The sequence below is a fragment of the Alphaproteobacteria bacterium genome, assembly GCA_020638555.1.
In the GTDB taxonomy this organism is placed as follows: domain Bacteria; phylum Pseudomonadota; class Alphaproteobacteria; order Bin95; family Bin95; genus JACKII01.
In genome coordinates, this window is sequence record JACKII010000001.1 from 1335782 (window position 1) to 1358451 (window position 22670).

Sequence of the window (22670 nt, forward strand, 5' to 3'; positions counted from 1 at the left end):
CGCACCCCGTCCCGGCTTATGCCGTCACCACGTCGCGCAGATGGCAGACCAGCGGCCCGGCCTCCGTGCCCTTCACCGCCGCCAGCAGGCGGGCGTCGACCGTCACCATGCGGCCGGCCACGTGCTGGGCGCAGGCGATGTAGAAACAGTCGTAGGACGGATGGGCGAGCCGGCGGCTCCACTGCCAGGCCGGCTCCGCCAGGTCGACGCCGGCGACGAGGCGGCGCAGGATCAGCGGCAGGGCGGCGGCGATCTGCCGGGCATAGTCCTCGGCCAGGTCGTCCTGCTGCCAGCGCTTCCAGAGCAGGTTGGTCAGTTCCGGCACGATCAGGTCCGGCGCGTACAGGGGCCGGTCGATCTCCAGCAACCGCATGGCCCGATCGCTGCCCGGTTCGGGAAAGAACCATTTCGCGGCAATGCTGGCGTCGACGACGAAGCTCACCGTCCGCGGCCCTCCCGGACCAGGGCGGTGCTGTCGCCGAACCGGCGGGGACCGGCCAGGGCGCGGATGCGCTGGCTGATGCGGGCGAAGTCGGCGGGCGGCGGCGCGGCCGCGGCATCGGTCAGCAGCGCGCGCAGTTCCGCTTCCAGCGAGCGGTTGTGGCGCCGGGCCTGCGCCCTCAGACGCTCGGCAACCGCGTCGTCCAGGTTGCGGATGGTGATCGTGGCCATGGTGTTCGGCTCCCTTGTCTTTATTCCTATGATCGAGCTCACCCGAAAATGCCGTGCACGAACCAGCCGGGTTTCGGCTTCCCGTCGGTTCCGCCCGCTCCCGCGCCGTCGTACAGCCCCTGGCGGAACACCCAGAGCCGCTGGCCGGCGGCGTTCTCCACCCGGTAATAGTCGCGGGTGCGGCGGGCGAGGGGGGCGGCCGGGTCGTCCGGCGGTGCCTCGCGCCACCATTCCGGCGTCAGCCGTTGCGGACCCTCGCCGCGGACGATGCGGTGCAGCACCTTGCCCCAGCGGATCGCGGCGGGCGGATAGTCCGGCAGCAGCGCCGTCGCCTCCACCGGCTCCGGCCGGGCCAGCAGGCGCAGCGGCAGCACCTCGCCCGGCGGCGGCTGCCAGTCGGCCCAGCGCGCCGCCACCTCCGCCGCCGCGTGGTGCAGGGCCGGCAGCGGTTCGACCCGCCGTTCCGGCAGGTGGCTGGTCACCGGCGCCATCCACCGCACCCGTTCCGGCCCCAGCCGCTGGCTGAGGCGGTCGATCAGCGCCGCCATGGCATCGTCCGTCGCGGCCCGGTCCTGCCAGAACCCGCATTCCGTCGGGGCGAGGCGTTCGGTTTCCGGCGCGCTCAGCACCAGGGTTTCGATGCCGAAGCCCAGGTCGCAGCCCTCCAGTTGCCCTTCCAGCAGGCGCAGCAGACGCGCCGGCTGGCGCACCGGCCGGCTGGTGCGCGCGGTGGCCCGGTGCACCCGGCCATCCATGGCATAGCAGGCCAGTTCCAGCCGTCGCGCGCCGCTCTCCGCCGTTTCCAACTGCCGGCAGAGTTCCGCCAGCAGCCGGTCGACGACGGCGCTCAGATCCTCCGCCCGGATCAGCGGTTCGGCCTCGTCCCGGCGCAGGCGGAAGGGCGGCGGCGGGTGGCGGGCCGCCAGCGATTCCGCCGTCCGTCCCAGCGCCTGGTCCAGCCGGCGCAGCAGTTGCGCGCCGAAGCGCCGGGCGAGCGGCGCCCGCGGCAGGCCGGCCACGTCGCCGATGCGCCGCAGGCCCACCTGCGCCAGGTCCGCCACCGTTGCCGCCGGCAGGCGCAGCGCGGCGAGCGGCAGCGGTGCCAGGGATTGCCGCAGCGCCGCCGATCCGCCCGGTGCAGTCCATGCCCGGCCATAGCGGGCCAGGGCCCAGGCCGCGCCCGGCGTTTCCGCCATCGCCGCCCGCGCCTCGAAGCCGAAGCCCTCCAGCCGCGCCAGCAGGTCGTCGCGCAATGCCGCCTCGCCGCCGAACAGGTGGTCGCAGCCGGTCGTGTCCAGCAGCAGCCCGTCCGCGCCGTCCAGCGCCAGCAGCGGCGTGTAGCGCTCGCACCAGTCGGCGAGCCGGCCAAGGCCGCGCAACTCCCGCAGCGGGTTGGCCGGGTGGGTTCGCAGCGCGGGGTGCAGCGCCCGCGCATCCGCCAGCGTCATGCCGGCGGCGATGCCCAACGCCGCCGCCGCGGCGTTGGCGGCGGCCACGCGCGGCACGCCGGCCGTCTCCGCCAGGGTGGCGAGCGGCTCCACCGTTCGGCCCAGCCGGTCGGTGGCGAACCGGGGCAGCCAGAGCGAGAGATAGCGTCGGCTCATTTTGTTCCTCCTGCCGGGCATTAAGTTCTATATATGTTCTGTTTTCAAGCGAAAAATTGGCACCGACCATTCGTCTTTCGCCCTCGCGGCAATCGCCCCGCTGGGCAGGCGGAGCGCGCCATGGCAGAGTGCGGTCGGTTTCCGTTCGATGGAGCAGCCCCTTGGCCTCGACGTCTGCGACCGCAAAGCCGATCAATCTCGCACTGCAAGGCGGCGGCTCGCACGGGGCCTTCACCTGGGGCGTGCTCGATCGCATTCTGGAAGACGAGCGTCTGGTGGTGGAGGCGATCGGCGGCACCAGCGCCGGCGCCATGAACGCGGTGGTCGCGGCCAGCGGCCTGATCGAGGACGGGCGCGACGGCGCGCGCCGCCATCTGGCCGCCTTCTGGACCGCGGTGGCCGAGGCCGGCCGCTCCAGCCCGCTGAAGCGCAGCCCGATCGACGTCTGGATGGGCAACTGGTCGCTCGACAACTCGCCGGTCTACATCCTGTTCGACCTGATGAGCCGCCTGACCTCGCCCTATGATTTCAATCCGTTCGACCTGAACCCGTTGCGCGACCTGGTGGAACGCCAGGTCGATTTCGCCAGGCTGCGCGAGACGCCGGGGGTCGACCTCTATCTTTCGGCCACGAACGTGAAGACCGGCCATGTGCGCGTGTTCCAGCGCGCAGAGGTGACGGCGGACGTGGTGATGGCGTCCGCCTGTCTGCCGCACCTGTTCCACGCGGTCGAGATCGGCGATCACGCCTATTGGGACGGCGGCTATATGGGCAATCCCTCGCTGTTCCCGTTCTTCCACCGCAGCGAATCCGCCGACATCGTCATCGTCCAGATCAACCCGATCGTGCGCGAGGAGGTGCCGCGCACCGCCCGCGAAATCCTCGACCGCCTGAACGAGATCACCTTCAACAGCTCGCTGCTGGGCGAGATGCGGGCCATCGAATTCGTGCATCGCCTGCTGGAGGACGGCCATCTGGCGGAGGGCCGGTATCGCCAGATCCTGATCCACATGATCGAGTCGCGGAAGACGCTGCGCTCGCTCGGCGCCTCGTCGAAGCTGAACACCGAGATGGACTTTCTGCGCTATCTGTTCGAAACCGGGCGCCGGGTCGCCGATCGCTGGCTGGCCGAGCATTTCGACGATATCGGCGTGCGCGGCACCGTCGACCTGAAAGCCGTCGTCAGCGGCCCCCGATCTTGATATTCGAAGGGCCAGATATGCCGGGTCCGATATCGGGGGCCTGATATCCCGCTTCCGGCCGCCGTTCCCCGTTAGGAGTTCTTAATGCAAGTCCGCATCGTCGTCGTCACGCCCTTTCAGCAGAATTGCAGCGTGTTCTGGTGCGAGGAGACCATGAAGGCCGCCGTGGTCGACCCCGGCGGCGACCTCGACCAGATCGAGGCGGCCATCGCCGCAAGCGGCGCCACCGTCGAGCGCGTGCTGCTGACCCACGGCCATGTCGACCACGCCGCCGCCGCCGGTGCGCTGGCCAAACGCCTGGGCGTGCCCATCGAAGGCCCGCATATCGGCGACAAATTCCTGATCGACGGCCTGCCGGAGCAGGCGGCGCGCTATGGCTTCGGCGACGCCGAGCCCTTCACCCCCGACCGCTGGCTGGAGCAGGGCGACACCGTCAGCGTCGGCAATCTGCGCCTGGACGTGAAGCACTGCCCGGGTCATTCGCCCGGCCATGTCATCTACAATATCGAGGCGTTCCGGGTGGCGATCGTCGGCGACGTGCTGTTCCGCGGCTCCATCGGCCGGACGGACCTTCCGGGCGGCGACCACGACCAGCTTATCGCTTCGATCCGCACCCAGCTTTGGCCGCTGGGCGATGACATCACCTTCGTTCCCGGCCACGGCCCCGCCTCCACCTTTGCGATCGAGCGGCAGACCAACCCCTTCGTCGCCGACCAGTTGTTCCGCTAAGCTGGCCGCCGTCGCGTCGACAACGGAATCCGAGCCATCTGTCTTGACGTCATTGCGAGTCCGCGGAGCGGGCGAAGCAATCCAAACCGGCGATCCGGCTTGGTTGAGGCGACGGCCTGGATTGCTTCGTCGCCCATGGCGCCTCGCAATGACGCGCGTTGGATGGCACGACAGTTGCCGCCGTCGCCGATCGCGATAGAGTCTGCAACTGTCACACTCCCGCAGAAAGACACCCGCCCCGATGATCATCGATTGCCACGGCCACCTGCTGCCGGAAGCCCTGCTGGAAGAACTGGCCGACCGGCGGAGCGACTTCCCCTCGATCCGGGTGGAGCGCCCGGACGGCAAGTGGCAACTCGGCTTTGCCGGCGGCGCGCTGACCCGGCCGATCATGCCGCGCCTGCGCGAGACCGAGCAGCGCTTCGACTGGATGCAGCGGGAAGGGCTGGAACACCAGGTCTGCGGCGGCTGGCTCGACGCCTTCGGCTATGAACTGCCGGCGGACGAGGGCGTGCGCTGGTCGCGCCTGACCAACCACCATCTGGCCCGCGCGGCCCGCGAGGCCGGCAAGGTCACGGCGCTCTGTACCGTGCCGCTCCAGGATGGCGCGAAGGCCGCCATGGTGCTGGCCGAGGCCATGGACGAGCACGGCTTTGCCGGCGCCATGATCGGGACCCAGCCCAAGGGCCTGGGCGGCAATCTCGACGACCCGGACCTGGCGCCGTTCTGGCAGGCCGCGCACGACCGCAACGCCGTCATCATGGTCCATCCGGTATTCGACGTGACCGACCGGCGGGTGCTGGACTATGACATGGTCAACGCCGTCGCCCGCCTGAACGACCTGACCACCGCGGTCGCCCGCCTGCTGTTCAGCGGCCATCTGGTCCAGTACGACGCCATGCGCCTCGTGGTGCTGACCGGCGGGGCGGCGCTGCCCTATTGCCTGGGCCGCCTGCTGCGCAACCACGAGAACCACCCGGAATACGCCGACCCGCGCGCCGGCTTCGAGCGGCTCTGGTTCGACAGCCTGGTGTTCGAGCCGGACGTGCTGGAATTCCTCTGCCGGCGCGTCGGCGCCGGGCGGGTGATGCTGGGCTCGGACTGGCCGTTCCCCATCGGCGACTTCACCCCGGCCAAGGTGGTCCGCGAGGCCAACTTGTCCGCCGGCGACCGCGACGCCATTCTGGGCGGCACCGCTGCCGAACTGCTGGGATTGTAACGCCATGGCGCCGATGGACCTCTCGCCCCGCGAACTGCTGGAAAAGCTGGTGAGCTTCGACACCACCAGCCGCAACTCCAACCTGGCGCTGCTCGATTTCGTCGAGGCGTATCTGGCGAGCCACGGGCTTTCCGGCTGGCGCGTCTATGACGAGACCGGGCAGAAGGCCAATCTGTTCGTTTCCGCCGGGCCGGACGAGCCGGGCGGCATCGTCCTTTCCGGCCATGTGGACGTGGTGCCGGTCGACGGCCAGGACTGGACCAGCGACCCGTTCACCCTGACCGAGCGGGACGGCAAGCTCTATGGCCGCGGTTCGTGCGACATGAAGGGGTTCGTGGCGCTCTCGCTCTGGGCCGTGCCGCAATTCCTGAAGCGCGGCCTGAAAAAGCCGGTGCATCTGGCCATTTCCTATGACGAGGAGGTCGGCTGTATCGGCGTGCGCGGCATGCTGCACCGCCTCGCGGCCCAGGATCAGCGCCCCGGCCTCTGCATTGTCGGCGAGCCGACCGAGTTCCAGCCGGTGGTGGCGCACAAGGGCAAGTGGTCGTTCCGGGTGCGGGTGCGCGGCAAGGAATGCCATTCCTCGCTGGCGCCGACCGGCGTCAACGCGGTGGAATACGCGGCCGAGGCGGTCACCTGGCTGCACCGCGAGGGCCGGCGTTTCGCCCGGGAAGGCACGCGCGACGAGCTCTACGACCTGGCGCACACCACGGTGCATGTGGGCACGCTGAACGGCGGCACCGCCCTCAACATCGTGCCGCAGGAGGCGAATTTCGTCTTCGAATACCGCTACATCGCCCAGGACAACCCCGACGACATCCACCAGCGCTTCCTCAAATTCATCCGCGAGGAGCTGGAGCCGGAAATGCAGGCGGTGGACCCCGCCGCCGGCTTCACCATCGAGACCATCAGCCAGATCCCCGGCCTGGAGATCGCGCCGGACCACGAGGTGGTGAACCTGGCCCGGCAACTCTCCGGCCGCAACGACCACGCCAAGGTGGCCTATGGCACCGAGGCGGGCCTGTTCCAGGAGATCGCGGCGATCCCCACCGTGGTCTGCGGCCCCGGCAACATCGCCCAGGCGCACAAGCCGGACGAGTATCTCGCGCTCGACCAGTTGGCCAAGGGCAAGGAATTTATGCTAAGATTGGCCGATCGCGTTTGCCGGGAATGAGGCTTGGACGGTGGCATTCGACCGTCGCTATCTGCTGCTGCTGATTTTGCCGCTGACGGTCTATGCCCTGGTCTATGCCGTGCTGGACCCGGCGCGGCCGATGCAGGTGACCTTTCCCGTGATCGACCGGGACGCGTTTCCGACGGTGGCGGGCGAGGAAGCGCGGCAACGCTATTTCTGGCTGAGCGCCTTCACCCTGCTGACCGCGGTGGCCCTGGGCATTGCGATGGGGGCGGCGCTGTCCGTGTGGCGGCTCGCGCCGCGGCGGGACCGGGGGCTGGTGTTCCTGCTGATGGCCGTGGTCCTGGGCGCGGTTGCCGCCGTCGAACTCTCCGGCAGCGTCACGTCCTGGTATGTGTATCTCGGCAAGAACCTGTTCCTGTCGATCTTCCCCTATATCCGGACCGGAGAGCATGCCACCGCCATGCAGGCCTTCCTGACCGGCCAGGCGGTGATCAAGATCGCCACCGCCGCGGCCCTGGTGCCGCTCGCCGTCGGCCTGGTGCTGACGCTGTCGCGGCCGGCCGAGGGCGCCACCCTGGCCGCCCGGGCCCGTTCCCTGGCGAGCGCGACGGAGCAGCAAAAGGCGTTTTTGCGGCACGCTGCCCTGCTGTACGTGCTAGCCTTGCTGGCGGTTTGGGCCTGGATGTACTGGCCGATCCCTTTCCTGAAAGACCCGCCCGGCTCCACGACGGTCACCGATGCCTATAACGGTCTCGCCACCGGGGCGTTGTTGTTGCAGGGGGTGGCGTTCAGCATCGGCGTTGCCGCCATCTACCTGCCGCCGGCCCTGCTGCTGCGCCACCGCGCCGCCCTGCTGACCCGGCAGATCGAGGACGATCCGTCCGACGATGGCGACGAGGACGCCGACGCGGTGCTGGCCTTCCTCTCGGTCCATCCCATCGACTATTTGCGCCAGGCGCTGGCGCTGGTGCTGCCCGCGCTGGTCAGCCTGCTGCCCTCGCTCCAGAGCATCGCCAGCGCGCTGGCCACCGGCTGAGCGAGACGGCGCGGGCGCGCTCACCGCCCTTCGCCCCCATTCCCCGCCCGAGCTTTCCCGGCCGGAGCCTGCCTTTGGCAGGTGCCGAGCCGGGACCTCCCGCCGAATTCGCTCCTGCGCCGCGCGCCCTCCCGGCCCTCCCTTCCACTCCGGCCGGGACAGCGGGGCAGTGGTGCCGGCATCACGCGGTGATCGCCTGCGCCCGTTCGATGCTTTTCAGCGTCTGGGCCGGATCGAGGCCCGGCCAGTGCATGCGCAGGATCACATGGTCGCCGCCGGTGGACTCCACCACGCGCGCCACCTGATCCTTCACCTTGGCGCGGTCGCCGACGATGAAATGGCTGTCGACGAAGGCGTCGAAATTCGCTTCCAGCGTATCGCCGCCGACATTCTTGTTCCCCCAGCTGGCATAGGCCTTGTATTTGTAGAGCAGGGCCGCGCGGCAGATTTCCAGCGCGTCGGCCCCGTCCGGCCCGATGAAGCACTCGCGGCAGACCGGCCGGGTCGCCGGCGCCGGCAGGCCCGCCTCGGTCCGCGCCGCGTCGTAGTCGCGCTTCAGGCTCGCCAGTTCGTCGAAGGTCTGGCTGAAGCTGGTGATCCAGGCGTCGCCGATCCGCGCCGCCCGCCGCACCGAGGCCGGCACGCTGCCGCCGACCCAGATCGGGCAGCCCTCCGGCCGCACCGGCCGCATCGACAGGCCGACATCGTCCAGATGGTAGTATTTGCCGTGATGCGTCACCCGCTCCTCGGTCCAGAGCCGGCGGATCACCTCGATGCTCTCCACCATGCGCCCGACCCGTTCGGAGATGTGGGCGCCATGGATCGCGAATTCCTCCGGCCGGTAGCCGAGGCCTGCGGTCAGCACATAATTGCCGCCGGACAGCCAGTCGAGCGTCGCTGCCTGCTCGGCCACGAACACCGGGTTCTGCACCGGCAACAGCAGCACCGCCGGCCCGATGGTGGTGTCCGGCACCTCGGCGGTGAGGCGGGCCATCAGCGTGTGCGTGTCGAACATGCGCACCGGGTTGGTGGCGAAATGGTGCGGCAGCCAGAGCGACGAGAAACCGGCCCCCTTCGCCGCCCGCGCCTGCGCCAGCAGCCCGTCCAGCGCCCGTTGCGGGTCGCCGTCGTTGGGGAATTGCGGGTTGAGATAGAGACCGTATTGCATGGCGTGGCGTTCCTCGAGGCTGGGCGTTTTGGCCAGAGCCTGCCACACTTCCCGCGCGCCGTCATGGCGAACAACCGAGCCTCCCACCCGTTTCGCCTTCCCGGCCTCGCGCCGGGGTCTCCCGCCCTTTCCAAGCTTTCCCGGCCCCGCGCCGGGACCTCTCCTCTTCCAAGCTTTCCCGGCCTTGCGCCGGATCTCCTGCCAGGTTCGCTCCCCCGGCCGGAAGGTCCAAGATCCCGGCTCTCCCCGGATCAAGTCCGGGGGGTCCAGAAAGGGGAGGGGAAAGCGGGGAGGCCGGGACCCGCAGCCTTTCCGGCTTTCCGGCCTCGCACCCGGACCTCTCGCGCCTTCAAGCTTTCCCGGCCTTGCGCCGGGATCTCCTACCAGGTTCGCTTCCGCGGCCCGGAAAGATCCCGCTCTTTCCCCGGACCAAGTCCGGGGTCCGGCCAGGAAAGCGGGCGGGGCCGGAAAGCAAGGCAGCGGGAAAGCGGATCAGCCGGGGAAAGCGGGGAGGGACGGCTCCACTCCGGCCGGGGCGGCTTGGGGGCGGCTGCCGGGTCGACGCCGCCCGCCGCTAGCCCTTGTGCTCGGCAATCGCCTCGGCGAGGCGCAAGGCGATCTCCGCGACCCGGTGCCGGTCGGCGGCGGTCTGCATCAGCGTCCCGGTCACGGCGGTGGCGATCGCCAGCCCGGCGGAGTCCGCCGCATCGGCCTCGTCGATCACCAGGCCGTCGAGCCGGTCGCCATACTGCGCCACCAGCCCGGCATTGGTGACGTCCAGGCCCAGCTCGGCGAACATCTTCGCCGTCGGCCCTTTCACCGCCTGGCCGCCGATCAGCGGCGAGACCGCCACCACCGGCGCGCCCAGCCCCGTCAGCCACGCGGCCATGCCCGGCACCGCCAGGATCGGCCCGATGGAGATGAACGGGTTGGAGGGACACACCACCACCGCCTCCACGTCCCGCAACGCCCGCAGGGCCGCCGGCACCGCCGCCCGCTCCGCGTCACGGTGGGTGAAGCCGGTCACCACCGGCGCGCAGCGCTCGCGCACGAAATAGTGCTGGAAGGCCAGATCGCCATGCCCGGCCGTGTGCACCACGGTCGGCACCGGCGTCTCGCTCATCGGCACGATGCGGGTGGCGATCCCCGCCGCCTCGCAGAGCGCCGCCGTCACCGCGCTGAGCGGCTCGCCGGCACGCAGCCGCCGCGTGCGCTCCAGGTGCAGCGCCAGGTCGCGGTCGCCCAGGTTGAACCAGGTCTCGGCGCCGATCTCGCCCAGCGCGGCCATGCAGTTCCAGGTCTCGCCGGCCCGGCCCCAGCCGCGTTCGGTGTCGTTCCAGCCGGCCAGCGCATAGAACACGGAGTCGATGTCGGGCGCGATGTGCAGGCCCAGATGCTCGAAATCGTCGCCGGTGTTGGCCACCACCACCAGGTCGCCCGGCGGCAGGATGTCGGCCAGCCCCGCCACCAGCTTGGCGCCGCCGACGCCGCCGGAGAGTGCCACCACGGTCATGCGTTCGCTTCCCTTTCATTCGAGCGTTTGGGCTCGGCCCTCCCCCCGGCTTCACCGCGAGTGGTCGGGGATGCCGGCGTATCGAGGGGCGAAGCATCGGGGAGGGAAGGCAGAGATGTCGCCAGCCCCCTCACCGGAACATGTCGTCCAGGGCGGGCCGCACCAGGGCCGCCGCCGGCAGCGGCGCGGGCTCTGCGGACAGGCCGCGGATCAGCACCGCCGGCGTGCCTTCCGCGCCTTCGCCCATGGCGACGCAGGCGGCGGCGGCCAGCTGGTCCGCGTGGCCGACAATGGAGACTTTCAATTCCCGCCCCATCATGTCCGCCTGGCCGCGAATGTCGTTGACCGCGCGGATGCCGGCGCAGCCGATGGCGATGCCGCAGGTGCCGATGCGCCAGGCCCGGCCGACGCTGTCGGTGATCAGCACCGCCGGCCGGGTGCCCGTCAGCCGCTCCAGCGCGCCGGCCAGCGCCTCGGCCGAGCGGTCCGGGTCCTCCGGCAGCAGCAGCACCTGGTCACCGGCGCCGTCGATATTGCTCTGGTCGATGCCGGCATTGGCCATGACCATGCCGAGCCGCTGTTCCACCACCAGCAGGTTGTCGCGATAGCGCAGCACGTGGTTCGACTCGTCCAGCGTCACCTGTACCAGGCGCGGGTCCTTGCCGGTGCGCCGCGCCCAGTCCTCGGCGGCCGCACCGGGCGTCACCGCGTCCAGGCGGCGATAGCGCCCCTCGGCCTTGGAGACGACCTTCTGCGCCAGCGCGACCACGTCGCCCGGCTGCAGCGCCAGGCGGTTGGCGGCGAGACAGTCGGCGATCTGGCGGGCCAGATCGTCGCCGGGCTGCACGCGCGGAAAGCCGGCGAGGGTGTGATAGGTCAAGGTCGGGGCCATGGGCTGCTCCTGGTGCGGGTCGGCGCATCGTTCCCTGCCGCAGCCGGTTCGGCAAGAGCGTCGCGGCCGCACCGGGCCCTTTCCGGCCCGCAAAATGCCCCCGCTACGCAAAACGGCCCGGATACCCGCAAGGTATCCAGGCCGGAGCGTGCGGGAACCGCCCGCGCCTCGAGGGGAGCCCCGCAAGTGGAGGCCGAGGCGCGGGGGAACTCGCGCTAGGCGCGGCGGCGCCGACGCAGGGTCATGCCCAGCCCCAGCAAGCCCGGCACCAGCAGCACGAGCGTGGCCGGCACGGGGACGCCGGAGGCGGGAATGTTGGTGCCAATCGGCGTGATGGTGATCTGGCCGCTGCCGATGGTGTTGAACGTCACCGCCACCGGGAAGGCCATGGCATTGTTGGGGTCCAGCATCAGCGACGGGTCGATGCCCTGAACGCTGAAGAAATCGACCGGCGAGCCGAACGTGTAGCTCTCGCCCGCCATCAGGGTGGCGATCTGGGTCAGCGTGCCGCCGACGTCGATCAGCAATTCATAGCCGTCCATATCCGGCACCGTCGCCAGCGACGGCATGGTGACACTCGCGAACAACAGGTTCTGGATCGCATAGTCGAATCCCGTGGTCACCACCGGGTCCAGCCAGAGCGGCGTATCCGGGGAGTCGACCGTGATGTCGAACACGAAGGGCGGTTCGTTGTTGCCGGGCAATAGCGGCAGGGATTCCGAACTGCCGGGCGCCGGCGGCACCGCATTGCCGAACAGGGTCTGGGTCAGATAGGTGGCCGTTTCCCCGGCGGCCAGCGAGTAGTTGTTGTTGAACGCCAGGGTGACGTCATAGGCGTTGTCGATGAAGCCGTCGCCGTTCGTGTCGCCGGCGACCGTGTCGTTCAGGGTGCCGCCCACCGCGACCTTGTTGCCGAGACCGGAATAGGAGGAAACCTCGAACCGGCCGGGCGGGCTCTGGTCGCCGCCGTTGGCGGTGATGCCCACGAAGGTCGTGGACTGGCTGGGGCTGTCGGCCGAATCGGTCTCGAACAGGACCTGGTTGCCGCCAAGGGTGATGATTCCGCCGCCGTCGGCGATGGATTCGTCGAATTCCAGATCGCCGTCCAGATAGCGCTTCAGCGCGAAGCTGTTGGGGACCGAGGCGGTGTTGGTGATGCGGTAGCTCTGATTCAACTGCGAACCGATGCGCGTGCCGGAGCCGTCGAACGAGGACACCAGGGTCTGCGTCAACCGAAAGTCCAGCGAGCCGAGTTGGAAGCTGCTGGTGGCGCTGGTCGGCGAGCTTTGCTGAACCACCAAATCCGGCAGGCCGCCGCTGCTACGGATGGAGCCCGTGGTCAGGAAGGTTCCGGGGCCGCTCAGATACACGCCGCTTTCAAAGGTCGTGCCGCTGGCGCTGGCGCTGCCGACCGGCGTGTAGAACGCGTCGCCCGTGCCGTTGCCGCCGACCGCAAGGCCGAACGAGCCGTAGCCGTCGACATCGACGGTCACGCTTCCGGGGCCGGTGCCGTTCGTCAGCGTAATCGCCTGTGCCGGTGCGGCAAGACCGATTGCGATGGCCGCGCCGATCAGGGCGCTCCTGCACATCGGTCGGTCCATGATCGGAGTTATCATTCTGTTGGTCCTTTCGCGGTATCGATCCGTCTCCTGATGTGGGCCAATGAAGCAATTTGTGTGCCAGTGTCGCGGGTGGAGCAGGCGCACAGATCGGAACCGCTCGAACCTTTCGGCTAGGCGAATGGTCTGTCGCACCAATCCGACGGACCCGTTTCTGTCGCGGGGCGGCGTGCGGAGCCGGGTTCGACGCGGCGGGCGGGTGCAAGGTGCGGCTTGGGTGTAAAGTCGGCGCCATGTGTTAACGGAGCGTTACAGTTCGGACGGGCTCCCGCTGCCGGACGCCGCCGGCGGCGGGGGCCTTGGCAGCGGCGGGAAAATGGGGCGACAATGCCGGCCAACCCAAAACGCCCCCGGAGGACCCGCCCGCCCATGCCCGCCCAAATCGGCTATCTCATCCCCACGCGCGAGGCGATCATGGAAGGCCGGCCCCAGGCCGCGCCCCTGCTCGCGCTTGCCGAGCAGGCCGAGGATCTCGGCTATGACTCGGTCTGGATCGGCGACTCGCTCACCGCCCGGCCGCGGCACGAGCCACTGACCCTGCTGGCCGCCATCGCCGGCCGCACCCGGCGGGTCAAGCTCGGCACCGCCGTGCTGCTGCCGGCGCTCCGCAACCCGGTCCTGCTCGCCCACACCGTCGCCACTCTCGACCAGGCGAGCGATGGCCGGGTGATCCTCGGCTACGGCATTGCCGGCGACGTGCCCAACATCCGCGCCGAGTTCGAAAGCGCCGGCGTGCCGTTCGACAAGCGCATCGGCCGCATGATCGAAGGATTGCAACTCTGCCGCGCCCTCTGGAGCGGCGACAAGGTCGACTGGAACGGCCGCTGGAGTCTGTCCGGCCAGCAGATCGGCCCGACCCCGGCGCAGGCGGGCGGCCCGCCGGTCTGGATCGGCGGCTCGCACCCCAACGCGCTGAAGCGCGCCGCCCGGCATTTCGACGGCTGGTTCCCGACCGGCCCCGGCGCGGATGTCTGCGGCCAGCAATGGCGGGAGGTGCAGCAGCACGCCAAGGCCGAGGGCCGCGCCGACGGCGCCATGAGTTTCGCGGTCTACCTGACCCTCGCCATCGACGACAGCCATGAGGCCGGTGTCGCCCGCATCGACAAATTCCTGGAAGCCTATTACGGCGTGCCCGGCCACATCCTGCGCCGCCGCATGGCCAGCTTCGGCGGCCCGGCGGAGGAAGCGGCGGCCTTCGTCAAATCCTATGTCGACCAGGGGGCGAGCCATGTTTGCATCCGCTTCGCCGGCGACCACGAACAGTCCCTGAAAACCATGGCGGCGCTCCGCCAGCAGATGGGAGGCTAGGCCCATGCGTTTCGAGAACAAGATCGCGCTCATCACCGCCGCCGGCGCCGGCATCGGCAAGGCCACGACCGAAATCCTGGTGCGCGAGGGCGCCACCGTCATCGCGGTCGAAAACCAGCAGGACCGGCTCGACGCCCTCGTGGCCTCGCTGGACAACCAGCCGGGCCGGGTCGTGCCCCGGTGCATCGACGCCATGGACGAGGTCCAGGCGCGCCAGTGCGTGCAGCAGGCAATCGACGAATTCGGCCGCATCGACATTCTGGTGAACGCGGTCGGCGGCTCCACCATCATTCCGAAGCCGAATGTCGACATCGACCAGATGCCGCTCAGCGACTGGCAGAAAATCCTCGACTTCAACCTGACCGCCACCTTCCTGTTCACCAACGCGGTGGTGCCGCACATGAAGGCGAACAAGTACGGCAAGATCGTCGACCTCGCCTCCATCGCCGGGCGCGGCACCAGCTTCGAGTCGTCCTCGCCCTATGCGGTCGCCAAGGGCGGTATCATCGCCATGGTGCGCCGGCTGTCGTTCGAACTCGGCCCCTATGGCATCTGCATCAACGCCATCGCCCCCAGCCTGACGCTTACCGAGCGCATCACCCCGCACTGGGAACGCCGCTCGGCCGAGGACAAGGCGAACGAGCTGAAACGCTTCCCGCTCGGCCGCGTCGCCGTGGCGGAGGATCAGGCCAAGGTCATCGCCTTCCTGGCCTCGTCGGATGCGGATTTCGTCACCGGCGTCACCATCGACGTGAACGGAGGCCAGCTATGAGCCTGCCGGATCGGAACGACACGCTCGGCATTGTCGGCGTTGGCGTCATGGGCGGCGGCATCGCCGCGAACCTGCTGAAGGGCGGCGCCAAGCTGGTCGTCTACGACCAGAACCCGGCCCGGGTGCAGCACTTCGCCAGCCTCGGCGCCTATGCCGCCTCCAGCCCGGCGGATGTGGCGCGCCAGGCGTCGACGCTCATCAGCATGGTAGAGACCACGGCCCAGTCGGAAGAGGTCATCATGGGGCCGGAGGGCTTCCAGTCCAAGGCCCGGGCCGGCGACGTCATCCTGTCGATGGCCACCATCGACCCGCTGGCGGTCAAGCGCTGGCACGCCGAACTGAAGCCCCGCGGCATCGACCTGATCGACGCGCCGGTCTCCGGCGGCCAGGAGCGGGCGGAATCCGGCGACCTCTCCATCATCTGCGGCGGCGACGCCGACGTGGTGGAGCGGGTGAAGCCGCTGCTCGGCGCCTGCGCCCGCCAGGTGTTCCACATGGGCGAGGTGGGCCAGGGGCTCGCCATGAAGCTGGTCAACAACATGCTGATCCAGGTCGGCACGGTGGCGGTGGCCGAGGCCATGGTGCTGGGCGCCAAGGCCGGGCTGGAGCCGCAGGCGATGATCGACGTGATCCGCCAGTCCACCGGCCATTCGGTGGCGTTCGAGATGCGGGCGCCGCGCTATCTCAGCGGCGATTTCGAGCCGGGCGGTACCGTCGACATCACCTGGAAGGACCAGACGCTCCAGACCGATTTTGCCAACGCGCTGGGCGTGCCGCTGTTCCTCGCCAACACCACGCGCCAGATTTTCCAGTGGGCGCGGGGCCTTGGTCTCAACAAGAAGGACAGTTCCATCACCGTCACCCTGTACGAAAAGGCCGCCGGCGTGAAACTCGGGCCCCGCGAGGACTGAGAGCCCTTGCCGCCGGTGCCGACTTACGGCCCGCTATAGGCGAACTTGCCGACCAGCGACGATTTCCCCGGATGGGCAAAGCGCATCCGGGGGTCGCTCAACTGCATGGTGGCCGCCCGCCGCACGAAGGTCGGCCCGGTGTGGAACGGGACGGCCAGCCCGCTGACCTCCGGGTCGAGCGGTGCTTCGCCATGGCGGCTGGCCTTGATGTGAAAGCCCAGCATCGCCTCGCATGTCCCAAGCGATGCTGGCCATGGCATTTTCCTCCCGTTTGCAAATCGTCCCCGTGTTTCGGATAATGATTGGGAAAAATACCACAAAATCCTGCCGAAATCTTTATCGGAATACCGCTAATATGATATGATAATTGGCGAGTCCTTGCTCCCTTTACCGCCTTTACTCGCGCGGGGATTTCTGTTGGTGTTGATGCGGTCAAAATCGCGTGCGTACGGGCGGCGCCATGGCCATCGCGATCCCATCTGATCTGGGTCAATGGCGCCGGCCCGGCCGAGCGCTAGCGTGGTGAACGGTCAAGGAAAGGAAGGCCATCCGATGACGCTGAACATTCCGCACAACGCCTGGATTCTGGTGGGTGATGGTGAGCGGGCGCTGATCCTGCGCAACGACGGCGACGAGAAATTTCCGAACCTCGTCACGCAAGAGGCGATCCGCCACGAGAATCCGGCGACCCGTGAGCAAGGCACCGACCGGCCGGGGCGCTTTCCGGACGGGCCCAGCGTGCAACGCAGCGCCGTCGAAAACACCGACTGGCATCGGGTTGAAAAAGACCGGTTCGCGCGCGAGATGGCGGCGCATCTGCGCCAGTCCGCGCTCGACAACGCGTTCACGCACCTGATCGTCGTCGCTCCGCCCCAGGTGCTGGGCGAACTGCGCCAGCAGATGGACAAGGCGGTGCAGGCCAAGGTGCTGGCCGAGGTCGACAAGGACCTGACCAAGCACCCGGTGCACGAGATCGAGCGCATCCTGGTCCAGAAATCCGGCTGACCGCCCGGTTGGTCCTTCCCGCGGGGCCGCCGCCTGCCATGGACAGGCGGCAGTCCGCGCCCGATGATGGAGGCAGGCCGCATTTCGTGGCGTCGTATCCAAGGGAAGGAAACCGACCGATGGCCAATTCGGAATGGCTCGATCAAGGCATTGCCATGCGCCGCCAGCTTTACGGCGAGGCGGCGGTGGAGCGCTCCAACGCCGCCAATTACGACGACCCGATCATGGGCAAGTTCATCGACTATGCCCAGGAAGCGGTGTTCGGCGGGCTGTGGGGGCGTCCCGGCCTGGACCTGAAGACGCGCTCGCTGATCTGCGTCGTCTCCGACACCACCATGGGCCGCGAGGACGAACTGGCCATCCATCTGCGCTTCGCGCTGCGCCAGGGCTGGACCGAAGACGAACTGACCGAGGCGATCCTGCACCTGGCCGGCTATATCGGCCTGCCGCTGGTGCGCGGCGCCATGCTGAAGGCGCGTGAGGTGTTCGCCGAGATCCGCGCCGAAGGCGGCGCCTGAGCGGGGCCTCACCTGCCGGGCCTTAACCCGCCGGGCCTTGCCGGTCGGGTCTTACGGGGCGGGCCCGCTATTCCGCAGCGGCGGCCAGCGCCGCCGGCTGCGGCAGGGTGAGGTCCGCCAGCACCATATTGTCCGCAAAGCGCCATTGGATCGTCGCGCCCGCGTCCTCCGCCTGCAACCAGGCGAGATGGGCCAGGATCACCCGGCTGTCCAGGTCGCCGGGCGGCACCTTGCCGGTCACGGTCGAGGCGACGCGCGGGTTCAGCGCCGCATTCTGGCCGCTGCCGATCAGCGACAGGGTCAGCGTGCCGTCGCCCCGGCTCAGTTGCACGGTCAGCACGCCGCCGCGCGCCATCGCCTCGGCCACCAGCAGGATCAGGTTCAGCACCAGCTTGGCGCCGCGGCCCTGCACCGCCGTCACGTCCGGCTCAGCCCGCCAGTCCAGCCGCACCTTGCCGTCGCGCAGCATGTTCTGCGCCAGCTGGCTGAGTTCGTTCGTGCCCCAGCCGTCGCGGCCGCCGGCCGTTCCGAAGGCGACGCGAAAGAATTCCAGCCGCCGCCACGCGGTGCGCGCGCTGGTATCGGTCAGGTCGATGATATCGGGGTCGGCGGTACTGCCCATTTCCCGCAGCAGCTCGATCCCGTTGGTGGCGGCGCCGATTGGCCCCACCATGTCGTGGCAAAGCCGCGAGCAGATCAGCTCGACAATGCCCAAGTCCACCGGAATACCCATGCGCCGAAACCCTGGTTGAAGACGTGCCTGGCCTCATTCTGTCGGTGCCGATAGCGCACCGTAGTATGGCGAAGCCTCGGCCCACTGTGCAACCCGGGGTTTAAGGGCGCGTTAACAGCCGCACCAGCGCGGCCAGGTCGTCTGGCCGGTTGATGTTGGCGAAGGCGTCGGCCTCGGCAAAGGGCACCGCCACCAACCCCTGCGTGCGGATCGCCGCTTCCAGTCGGCGTGCGCCCGCCCGGACCGCCGCATCCAGCCGCAAGGCCGCGGCGAGCGGCCAGCAGGCCGTGCCCCAGTGCAGCCGCCCGGCCGCCTCCGCCACCGCGACCGGTTCGGTTGCACCGCTGTCCCCCTCAGCCATGGCCGCCGCCAGCAGGCGGGCCACCAGGTCGCCGGGGGCAGGGGTGTCGACCGGCACCGTCACCAGCCAGCGCACGCCGGGCCAGGCCGCCGCCGCATGGGCCGCCGCCGCGGCGATGCCGGCCAGCGGCCCCGCATCCGCCACCCGGTCGGCCACCACCGGCAGGCCGAAGGGCGCGAACCGCGCCGGCTCGCCATTGGCCGAGAGCACGATCCGCCCGCCCTGCGGCCGCAGCCGCTGCAGCAGATGGGCCAGCAGCGGCCGGCCCGCCGCTTCGACCAGGGCCTTGTCGGCGCCGCCGAGCCGCCGGCCGCCGCCGCCCGCCAGGACGGCCAGTGCAACAGTGTCTTGCAAGCGCAACCTCCGCCAACCATCTGGAAACTGTGGGCTGTCGCCGCTATGCTAAGGGTAATCCGATCCGGCGGCGAATGTCCGGCGCCGGACTTGGCGTCCCAGCCCGCGTACACCACCCCGCCTGGGTACCGTATCCCGAACCATGGGCGACAGCAGCATGGCCACGACCTACACCGAACCCACCACCGCCGCCAGCGGTCCCGTCATCGACCCGTTCGGCCGCGCCATCACCTATCTGCGCGTGTCGGTCACCGACCGGTGCGATTTCCGCTGCGTCTATTGCATGTCCGAGAACATGACCTTCCTGCCGAAGAAGGACATTCTCAGCCTCGACGAGCTGGACCGGGTCTGCAGCGCCTTCGTGCGCATGGGCGTGCGCAAGCTGCGCCTGACCGGCGGCGAGCCGCTGGTGCGCCGCGGCATCATGAACCTGATCGAGGGGCTGGGCCGCCACCTCGAATCCGGCCTGCTCGACGAGCTGACCGTGACCACCAATGGCAGCCAGCTGGAACGCTTCGCCGAGCCGCTCTATGCCGCAGGCGTGCGCCGCATCAACGTCTCGCTCGACACGCTGGAGGCGGACACGTTCAAGGCGCTGACCCGCTGGGGCCGGCTCGACCAGGTGTTGCGCGGCATCCAGGCGGCGAAGGACGCCGGCCTCGCCATCAAGATCAACGCCGTCGCGCTCAAGGGCGTGAACGAGGGCGAACTGGACCGCCTGATCGGCTGGTGCGGCGACGAGGGCTTCGACCTGACCCTGATCGAGGTCATGCCCATGGGCGATATCGGCGAGCAGCGGGTGGACCAGTACTGGCCGCTCTCCATGGTGCGCGCCGATCTCTCCCAGCGCTGGACGCTGGAGGAGTCGGACTACAAGACCGGCGGCCCGGCCCGCTATTACACCGTGGGCGAGACCGGCGGCCGGCTGGGATTCATCACGCCGATGACCCACAATTTCTGCGAAAGCTGCAACCGCGTGCGCCTGACCTGCACCGGCATGCTCTATATGTGCCTGGGCCAGAACGATTCGGCCGACCTGAAGGAGGTGGTGCGCCAAGCGGAAAGCGACGCGCCGCTGGAAGACGCCATCCGCGCGGCCATTGCCCGCAAGCCCAAGGGCCACGACTTCGTCATCGACCGGCGCCGGCGCCGGGCCGCGGTGCCGCGGCATATGTCGACCACCGGCGGCTGACCCGCGGGATGTCGCGCCCCGCGCTTGCCTTCGTCGCCTCCTCTGCCGACGCCGCCCAGCGGGCGCTGACGGACCTCAGCCAGCAGTATGAGACCGTGCCGCCGGAACAGGCCGACGTCATCGTCGCCCTGGGCGGCGACGGTTTCATGCTGGAGACGCTGCACCGCTATATGGGCCGCGGCGTGCCGATTTTCGGCATGCACCGCGGCACGGTCGGCTTTCTGATGAACGCGTTCGAGCCGGACGGCCTGCCGGAACGCATCCGCCGTGCCACCGCCGTCGAACTGACGCCGCTGCGCATGACCGTGGAGACCACCGACGGCCGCCATGTGGACGCGCTGGCGATCAACGAGGTTTCGCTGCTGCGCGAAACCCGCCAGACCTCGCACATCTGCATCAAGATCGACGGCGTCGTGCGCATCGAGGAGTTGATGGCCGACGGCGTGCTGGTCGCCACTCCCGCCGGCTCCACCGCCTACAATCTGTCGGCGCACGGGCCGGTGGTGCCGCTGTCCTCGCAGGTGCTCTGCCTGACGCCGATCAGCGCCTTCCGGCCGCGACGTTGGCGCGGCGCCCTGTTGCCGAGCGACGCCGTGGTGCGGTTCGAGGTGCTGGACCCGGTCAAACGCCCGGTCCTGGCCGTGGCCGACTTCACGGAAGTGCGGGACGTGCGCTGGGTCGAGGTGCAGGAAGACCGCAATGTCTCCTTCACCCTGTTGTTCGACCCGGAACACGACCTGGAAGAGCGCGTGCTGAAGGAGCAGTTCGTGTCGTGAGCCGCGCCACCGGTGGCGCCGGTTCCTCCACCGGCGGAGCCAAGTCCTCCATGACGGCCCGCACCCGGGCGGTTCTCATGGCGCGCACGCTGGCGGTCGGCGCGGTGGGCGGCGCGGTTTTCGCCTATATTGGCACGCCGCTGCCCTGGATGCTGGGGGCGCTGTTCGCGACCATGGTCGGCTCGATGAGCGGCCTCACCCTCTACATCCACCAGATGTTCCGCCGGCTCTGGATCATCGTGCTCGGCGTCACCCTCGGCTCATCCTTCACGCCGGACGTGCTGGAGCATCTGCATCTCTGGATCACCAGTTTCGTCGGCATGTGCGTCTTCGTGCTGTTCGGCACCTGGGTCAGCTTCCAGGTATTCACCCGGCTCGGCCATATCGACCGCATCACCGCGTTTTTCTGCGCCTCGCCCGGCGGCCTTGGCGAGATGATGATCCTGGGCCCCGCGCTCGGCGGCAACGAGCGCACCATCGTGCTGATCCATGCCACGCGGGTCGTCATGGTGATGGCGATCATCCCGCCCGCCTACAGCATTCTGGCCGGCTATGTGCCGCCGGCCAATCTGGGCGGCAGCGGCTTTATCTGGCATCTGCCGCTCCGCGATCTCGCCATTCTGGGGGGCGCCGGCGCGGTCGGCGCCATCATCGCCAAGCTGCTGAAATTTCCCGCCTGGCAGATGATCGGGCCGATGATCGCCAGCGCGGCCATCCATATGACCGGCCTCACCCAGTCCCGGCCGCCCAGCGACCTGATCGCCATCGCCCAGCTGGTGATCGGCGCCGGTGCCGGCTCGCGCTTCAGCGGCGTGCGCGTGCACGAGCTGGTGCGCCCGATGCTGCTGTCGGGCCTGGCCACGATCTGCCTGCTGAGCCTCGCCGCCGGCGTCGCCTACGGGCTTGCCTCACTCACCGGGCTGGATTTCCGCGCGGTGCACCTGGCCTATTCGCCCGGTGGCTTTGCGGAAATGAGCATGATCGCGCTTTCGCTCGGGATCGAGGTGCCCTTCGTCTCGCTGCACCATCTGGGCCGCATGATCATCGTCGTCTCCAGCGCCACCTTCGTCGCCGGCCTGATCCGCCGGCGCATGGCCAAGCCTTGAGATTTCGCGAATCGGTTCGCGATTTGCCGGCGTGCGCGCCTCGGCGGCGTCCCCTGGCCCAGGCGCCATCGCACGCGGCCTCTGGTCAGACGCTTTCACGCTGCTAGTCTTGTACGAAAGCATCACCCTTTCGCTCGCGAGGATTCCCGCCAATGCCCGGCCCGTTTCACGGCCTGAAGGTCGTCGACCTGACCACGGTGGTCGTCGGCCCCTACACCACCCAGTTGCTCGCCGACATGGGCGCCGACGTGACCAAGGTCGAGGCGCCGGAGGGCGACATGACCCGCATGGGCGCGCCGCGCCGGCATGCGGGCATGGGCAATACCTTCCTGCAACTGAACCGCAACAAGCGCGCCATCGCCCTCGACCTGAAGACCGAGGCCGGGGCGGAGGCGCTGCGCAAGCTCATCGCGGGCGCCGACATCTTCATCCACAACATGCGGCCGGAGCCGCTGGCGCGCCTGGGCTTCGACTATGAGAGCGTGCAGGCGCTCAATCCCGGCCTGGTCTATTGCAATATCTGGGGCTTCGGGCGCGAGGGCCGCTACGCCGGCCGCGCCGCCTTCGACGATGTGATCCAGGGCACCTGCGGCCTGGTCGCGCTGGAGGCATTCAACGGCCGCGAGACCCGCTTCGTGCCCATGCTGATCGCCGACAAGACCACGGCGCTGTTCGCTGCCTATGCCATCGCCGCCGCCGCCTACCACAAGCTCGCCACCGGCGAGGGGCAGGAGGTGGAGGTGCCGATGTTCGAGAGCATGACCAGCTTCACCATGATCGAGCACCTGGCCGGCAACACGTTCGAACCCTCGCTCGGCCCCTCCGGTTCGGAGCGGCACGCG

24 protein-coding genes are annotated in these 22670 nt (G+C 69.1%); 14 read left to right on the top strand and 10 right to left on the bottom strand.

All coding sequences use genetic code 11. The features are described 5' to 3' along the window. Positions 1-16: 16 nt before the first annotated feature. The 3 genes from H6844_06090 to H6844_06100 are packed head-to-tail and all read right to left on the bottom strand — an operon-like array spanning position 17 to position 2297. Positions 17-442 (bottom strand): type II toxin-antitoxin system VapC family toxin, encoded by a 426-nt coding sequence (locus H6844_06090; GenBank protein MCB9928967.1) that lies wholly within the window; start codon positions 440-442, stop codon positions 17-19. Continuing rightward, on the bottom strand, positions 439-672 hold the full coding sequence (locus H6844_06095) for a hypothetical protein (protein ID MCB9928968.1): 234 nt from the start codon (positions 670-672) through the stop codon (positions 439-441). Before H6844_06095 ends, H6844_06090 begins: the two co-directional genes overlap by 4 nt. Positions 673-710: 38 nt before the next feature. Further along, entirely contained in the window at positions 711-2297 is a 1587-nt protein-coding gene (locus tag H6844_06100) for a DNA polymerase Y family protein (GenBank protein MCB9928969.1), read from the bottom strand. A 140-nt stretch (positions 2298-2437) separates the two neighbouring features. Between H6844_06100 and H6844_06105 the strand changes: the two genes are divergently transcribed. The 5 genes from H6844_06105 (at position 2438) to H6844_06125 (ending at position 7600) form a co-directional block, all read left to right on the top strand. After that, positions 2438-3478, top strand: a complete 1041-nt coding sequence (locus tag H6844_06105; GenBank protein ID MCB9928970.1) for a patatin-like phospholipase family protein — start codon at positions 2438-2440, stop codon at positions 3476-3478. An 84-nt stretch (positions 3479-3562) separates the two neighbouring features. Continuing rightward, on the top strand, positions 3563-4207 hold the full coding sequence (locus H6844_06110) for an MBL fold metallo-hydrolase (protein MCB9928971.1): 645 nt from the start codon (positions 3563-3565) through the stop codon (positions 4205-4207). A gap of 241 nt (positions 4208-4448) precedes the next feature. Continuing rightward, positions 4449-5426, top strand: coding sequence for an amidohydrolase family protein (locus tag H6844_06115; protein ID MCB9928972.1), 978 nt, complete (start codon positions 4449-4451; stop codon positions 5424-5426). 13 nt (positions 5427-5439) lie between these two features. Then, positions 5440-6600 carry an acetylornithine deacetylase gene (argE, locus tag H6844_06120; protein MCB9928973.1) on the top strand — a complete coding sequence of 387 codons (1161 nt, stop codon included), beginning with the start codon at positions 5440-5442 and terminating at the stop codon, positions 6598-6600. Positions 6601-6610: 10 nt separating this feature from the next. Beyond that, positions 6611-7600, top strand: a complete 990-nt coding sequence (locus tag H6844_06125) for a hypothetical protein (GenBank protein ID MCB9928974.1) — start codon at positions 6611-6613, stop codon at positions 7598-7600. A gap of 181 nt (positions 7601-7781) precedes the next feature. Here H6844_06125 and H6844_06130 read toward each other — a convergent pair whose 3' ends face one another. The 4 genes from H6844_06130 to H6844_06145 all read right to left on the bottom strand — a co-directional run bounded on the left by H6844_06130 (position 7782) and on the right by H6844_06145 (position 12789). Then, on the bottom strand, positions 7782-8768 hold the full coding sequence (locus H6844_06130; GenBank protein MCB9928975.1) for an LLM class flavin-dependent oxidoreductase: 987 nt from the start codon (positions 8766-8768) through the stop codon (positions 7782-7784). Positions 8769-9342: 574 nt separating this feature from the next. Beyond that, positions 9343-10281: a 2-phospho-L-lactate transferase gene (locus H6844_06135; GenBank protein MCB9928976.1), complete on the bottom strand. Its 939-nt coding sequence runs from the start codon at positions 10279-10281 to the stop codon at positions 9343-9345. Positions 10282-10411: 130 nt separating this feature from the next. Then, positions 10412-11173 carry a coenzyme F420-0:L-glutamate ligase gene (cofE, locus tag H6844_06140; GenBank protein MCB9928977.1) on the bottom strand — a complete coding sequence of 254 codons (762 nt, stop codon included), beginning with the start codon at positions 11171-11173 and terminating at the stop codon, positions 10412-10414. 215 nt (positions 11174-11388) lie between these two features. After that, entirely contained in the window at positions 11389-12789 is a 1401-nt protein-coding gene (locus H6844_06145; GenBank protein ID MCB9928978.1) for a hypothetical protein, read from the bottom strand. Positions 12790-13161: 372 nt separating this feature from the next. Between H6844_06145 and H6844_06150 the strand changes: the two genes are divergently transcribed. The 3 genes from H6844_06150 to H6844_06160 are packed head-to-tail and all read left to right on the top strand — an operon-like array spanning position 13162 to position 15783. Further along, positions 13162-14100 (top strand): LLM class flavin-dependent oxidoreductase, encoded by a 939-nt coding sequence (locus H6844_06150; protein MCB9928979.1) that lies wholly within the window; start codon positions 13162-13164, stop codon positions 14098-14100. Between the two features lie 4 nt (positions 14101-14104). Continuing rightward, positions 14105-14872 carry an SDR family oxidoreductase gene (locus H6844_06155; GenBank protein MCB9928980.1) on the top strand — a complete coding sequence of 256 codons (768 nt, stop codon included), beginning with the start codon at positions 14105-14107 and terminating at the stop codon, positions 14870-14872. Continuing rightward, the gene (locus tag H6844_06160) at positions 14869-15783 is read left to right on the top strand and encodes an NAD(P)-dependent oxidoreductase (GenBank protein MCB9928981.1); all 915 of its coding nucleotides are present in this window, start codon (positions 14869-14871) and stop codon (positions 15781-15783) included. Before H6844_06155 ends, H6844_06160 begins: the two co-directional genes overlap by 4 nt. A gap of 23 nt (positions 15784-15806) precedes the next feature. Here H6844_06160 and H6844_06165 read toward each other — a convergent pair whose 3' ends face one another. Beyond that, complete coding sequence (locus H6844_06165) at positions 15807-16007, bottom strand: hypothetical protein (protein ID MCB9928982.1); 201 nt, start codon at positions 16005-16007, stop codon at positions 15807-15809. Positions 16008-16335: 328 nt separating this feature from the next. On the opposite strand from H6844_06165, the gene H6844_06170 reads away from it, so the two are divergent. After that, positions 16336-16788 (top strand): host attachment protein, encoded by a 453-nt coding sequence (locus tag H6844_06170; protein MCB9928983.1) that lies wholly within the window; start codon positions 16336-16338, stop codon positions 16786-16788. Between the two features lie 119 nt (positions 16789-16907). Beyond that, positions 16908-17306, top strand: coding sequence for a carboxymuconolactone decarboxylase family protein (locus H6844_06175; protein MCB9928984.1), 399 nt, complete (start codon positions 16908-16910; stop codon positions 17304-17306). A gap of 67 nt (positions 17307-17373) precedes the next feature. Here the strand turns inward: H6844_06175 and H6844_06180 are convergent, their stop codons facing one another. Next, positions 17374-18039, bottom strand: coding sequence for a hypothetical protein (locus tag H6844_06180; GenBank protein ID MCB9928985.1), 666 nt, complete (start codon positions 18037-18039; stop codon positions 17374-17376). 100 nt (positions 18040-18139) lie between these two features. Beyond that, positions 18140-18760 (bottom strand): molybdenum cofactor guanylyltransferase, encoded by a 621-nt coding sequence (gene mobA, locus H6844_06185; protein ID MCB9928986.1) that lies wholly within the window; start codon positions 18758-18760, stop codon positions 18140-18142. Positions 18761-18911: 151 nt separating this feature from the next. On the opposite strand from mobA, the gene moaA reads away from it, so the two are divergent. The 4 genes from moaA to H6844_06205 all read left to right on the top strand — a co-directional run. Further along, positions 18912-19946 carry a GTP 3',8-cyclase MoaA gene (moaA, locus tag H6844_06190; protein MCB9928987.1) on the top strand — a complete coding sequence of 345 codons (1035 nt, stop codon included), beginning with the start codon at positions 18912-18914 and terminating at the stop codon, positions 19944-19946. Between the two features lie 8 nt (positions 19947-19954). After that, positions 19955-20722: an NAD kinase gene (locus tag H6844_06195; GenBank protein MCB9928988.1), complete on the top strand. Its 768-nt coding sequence runs from the start codon at positions 19955-19957 to the stop codon at positions 20720-20722. After that, the gene (locus H6844_06200; protein ID MCB9928989.1) at positions 20719-21828 is read left to right on the top strand and encodes an AbrB family transcriptional regulator; all 1110 of its coding nucleotides are present in this window, start codon (positions 20719-20721) and stop codon (positions 21826-21828) included. The genes H6844_06195 and H6844_06200 overlap by 4 nt, the downstream gene beginning before the upstream one ends. 152 nt (positions 21829-21980) lie before the next feature. Continuing rightward, positions 21981-22670: CoA transferase (locus H6844_06205; GenBank protein MCB9928990.1), on the top strand; the 690-nt coding region annotated here is incomplete at its 3' end.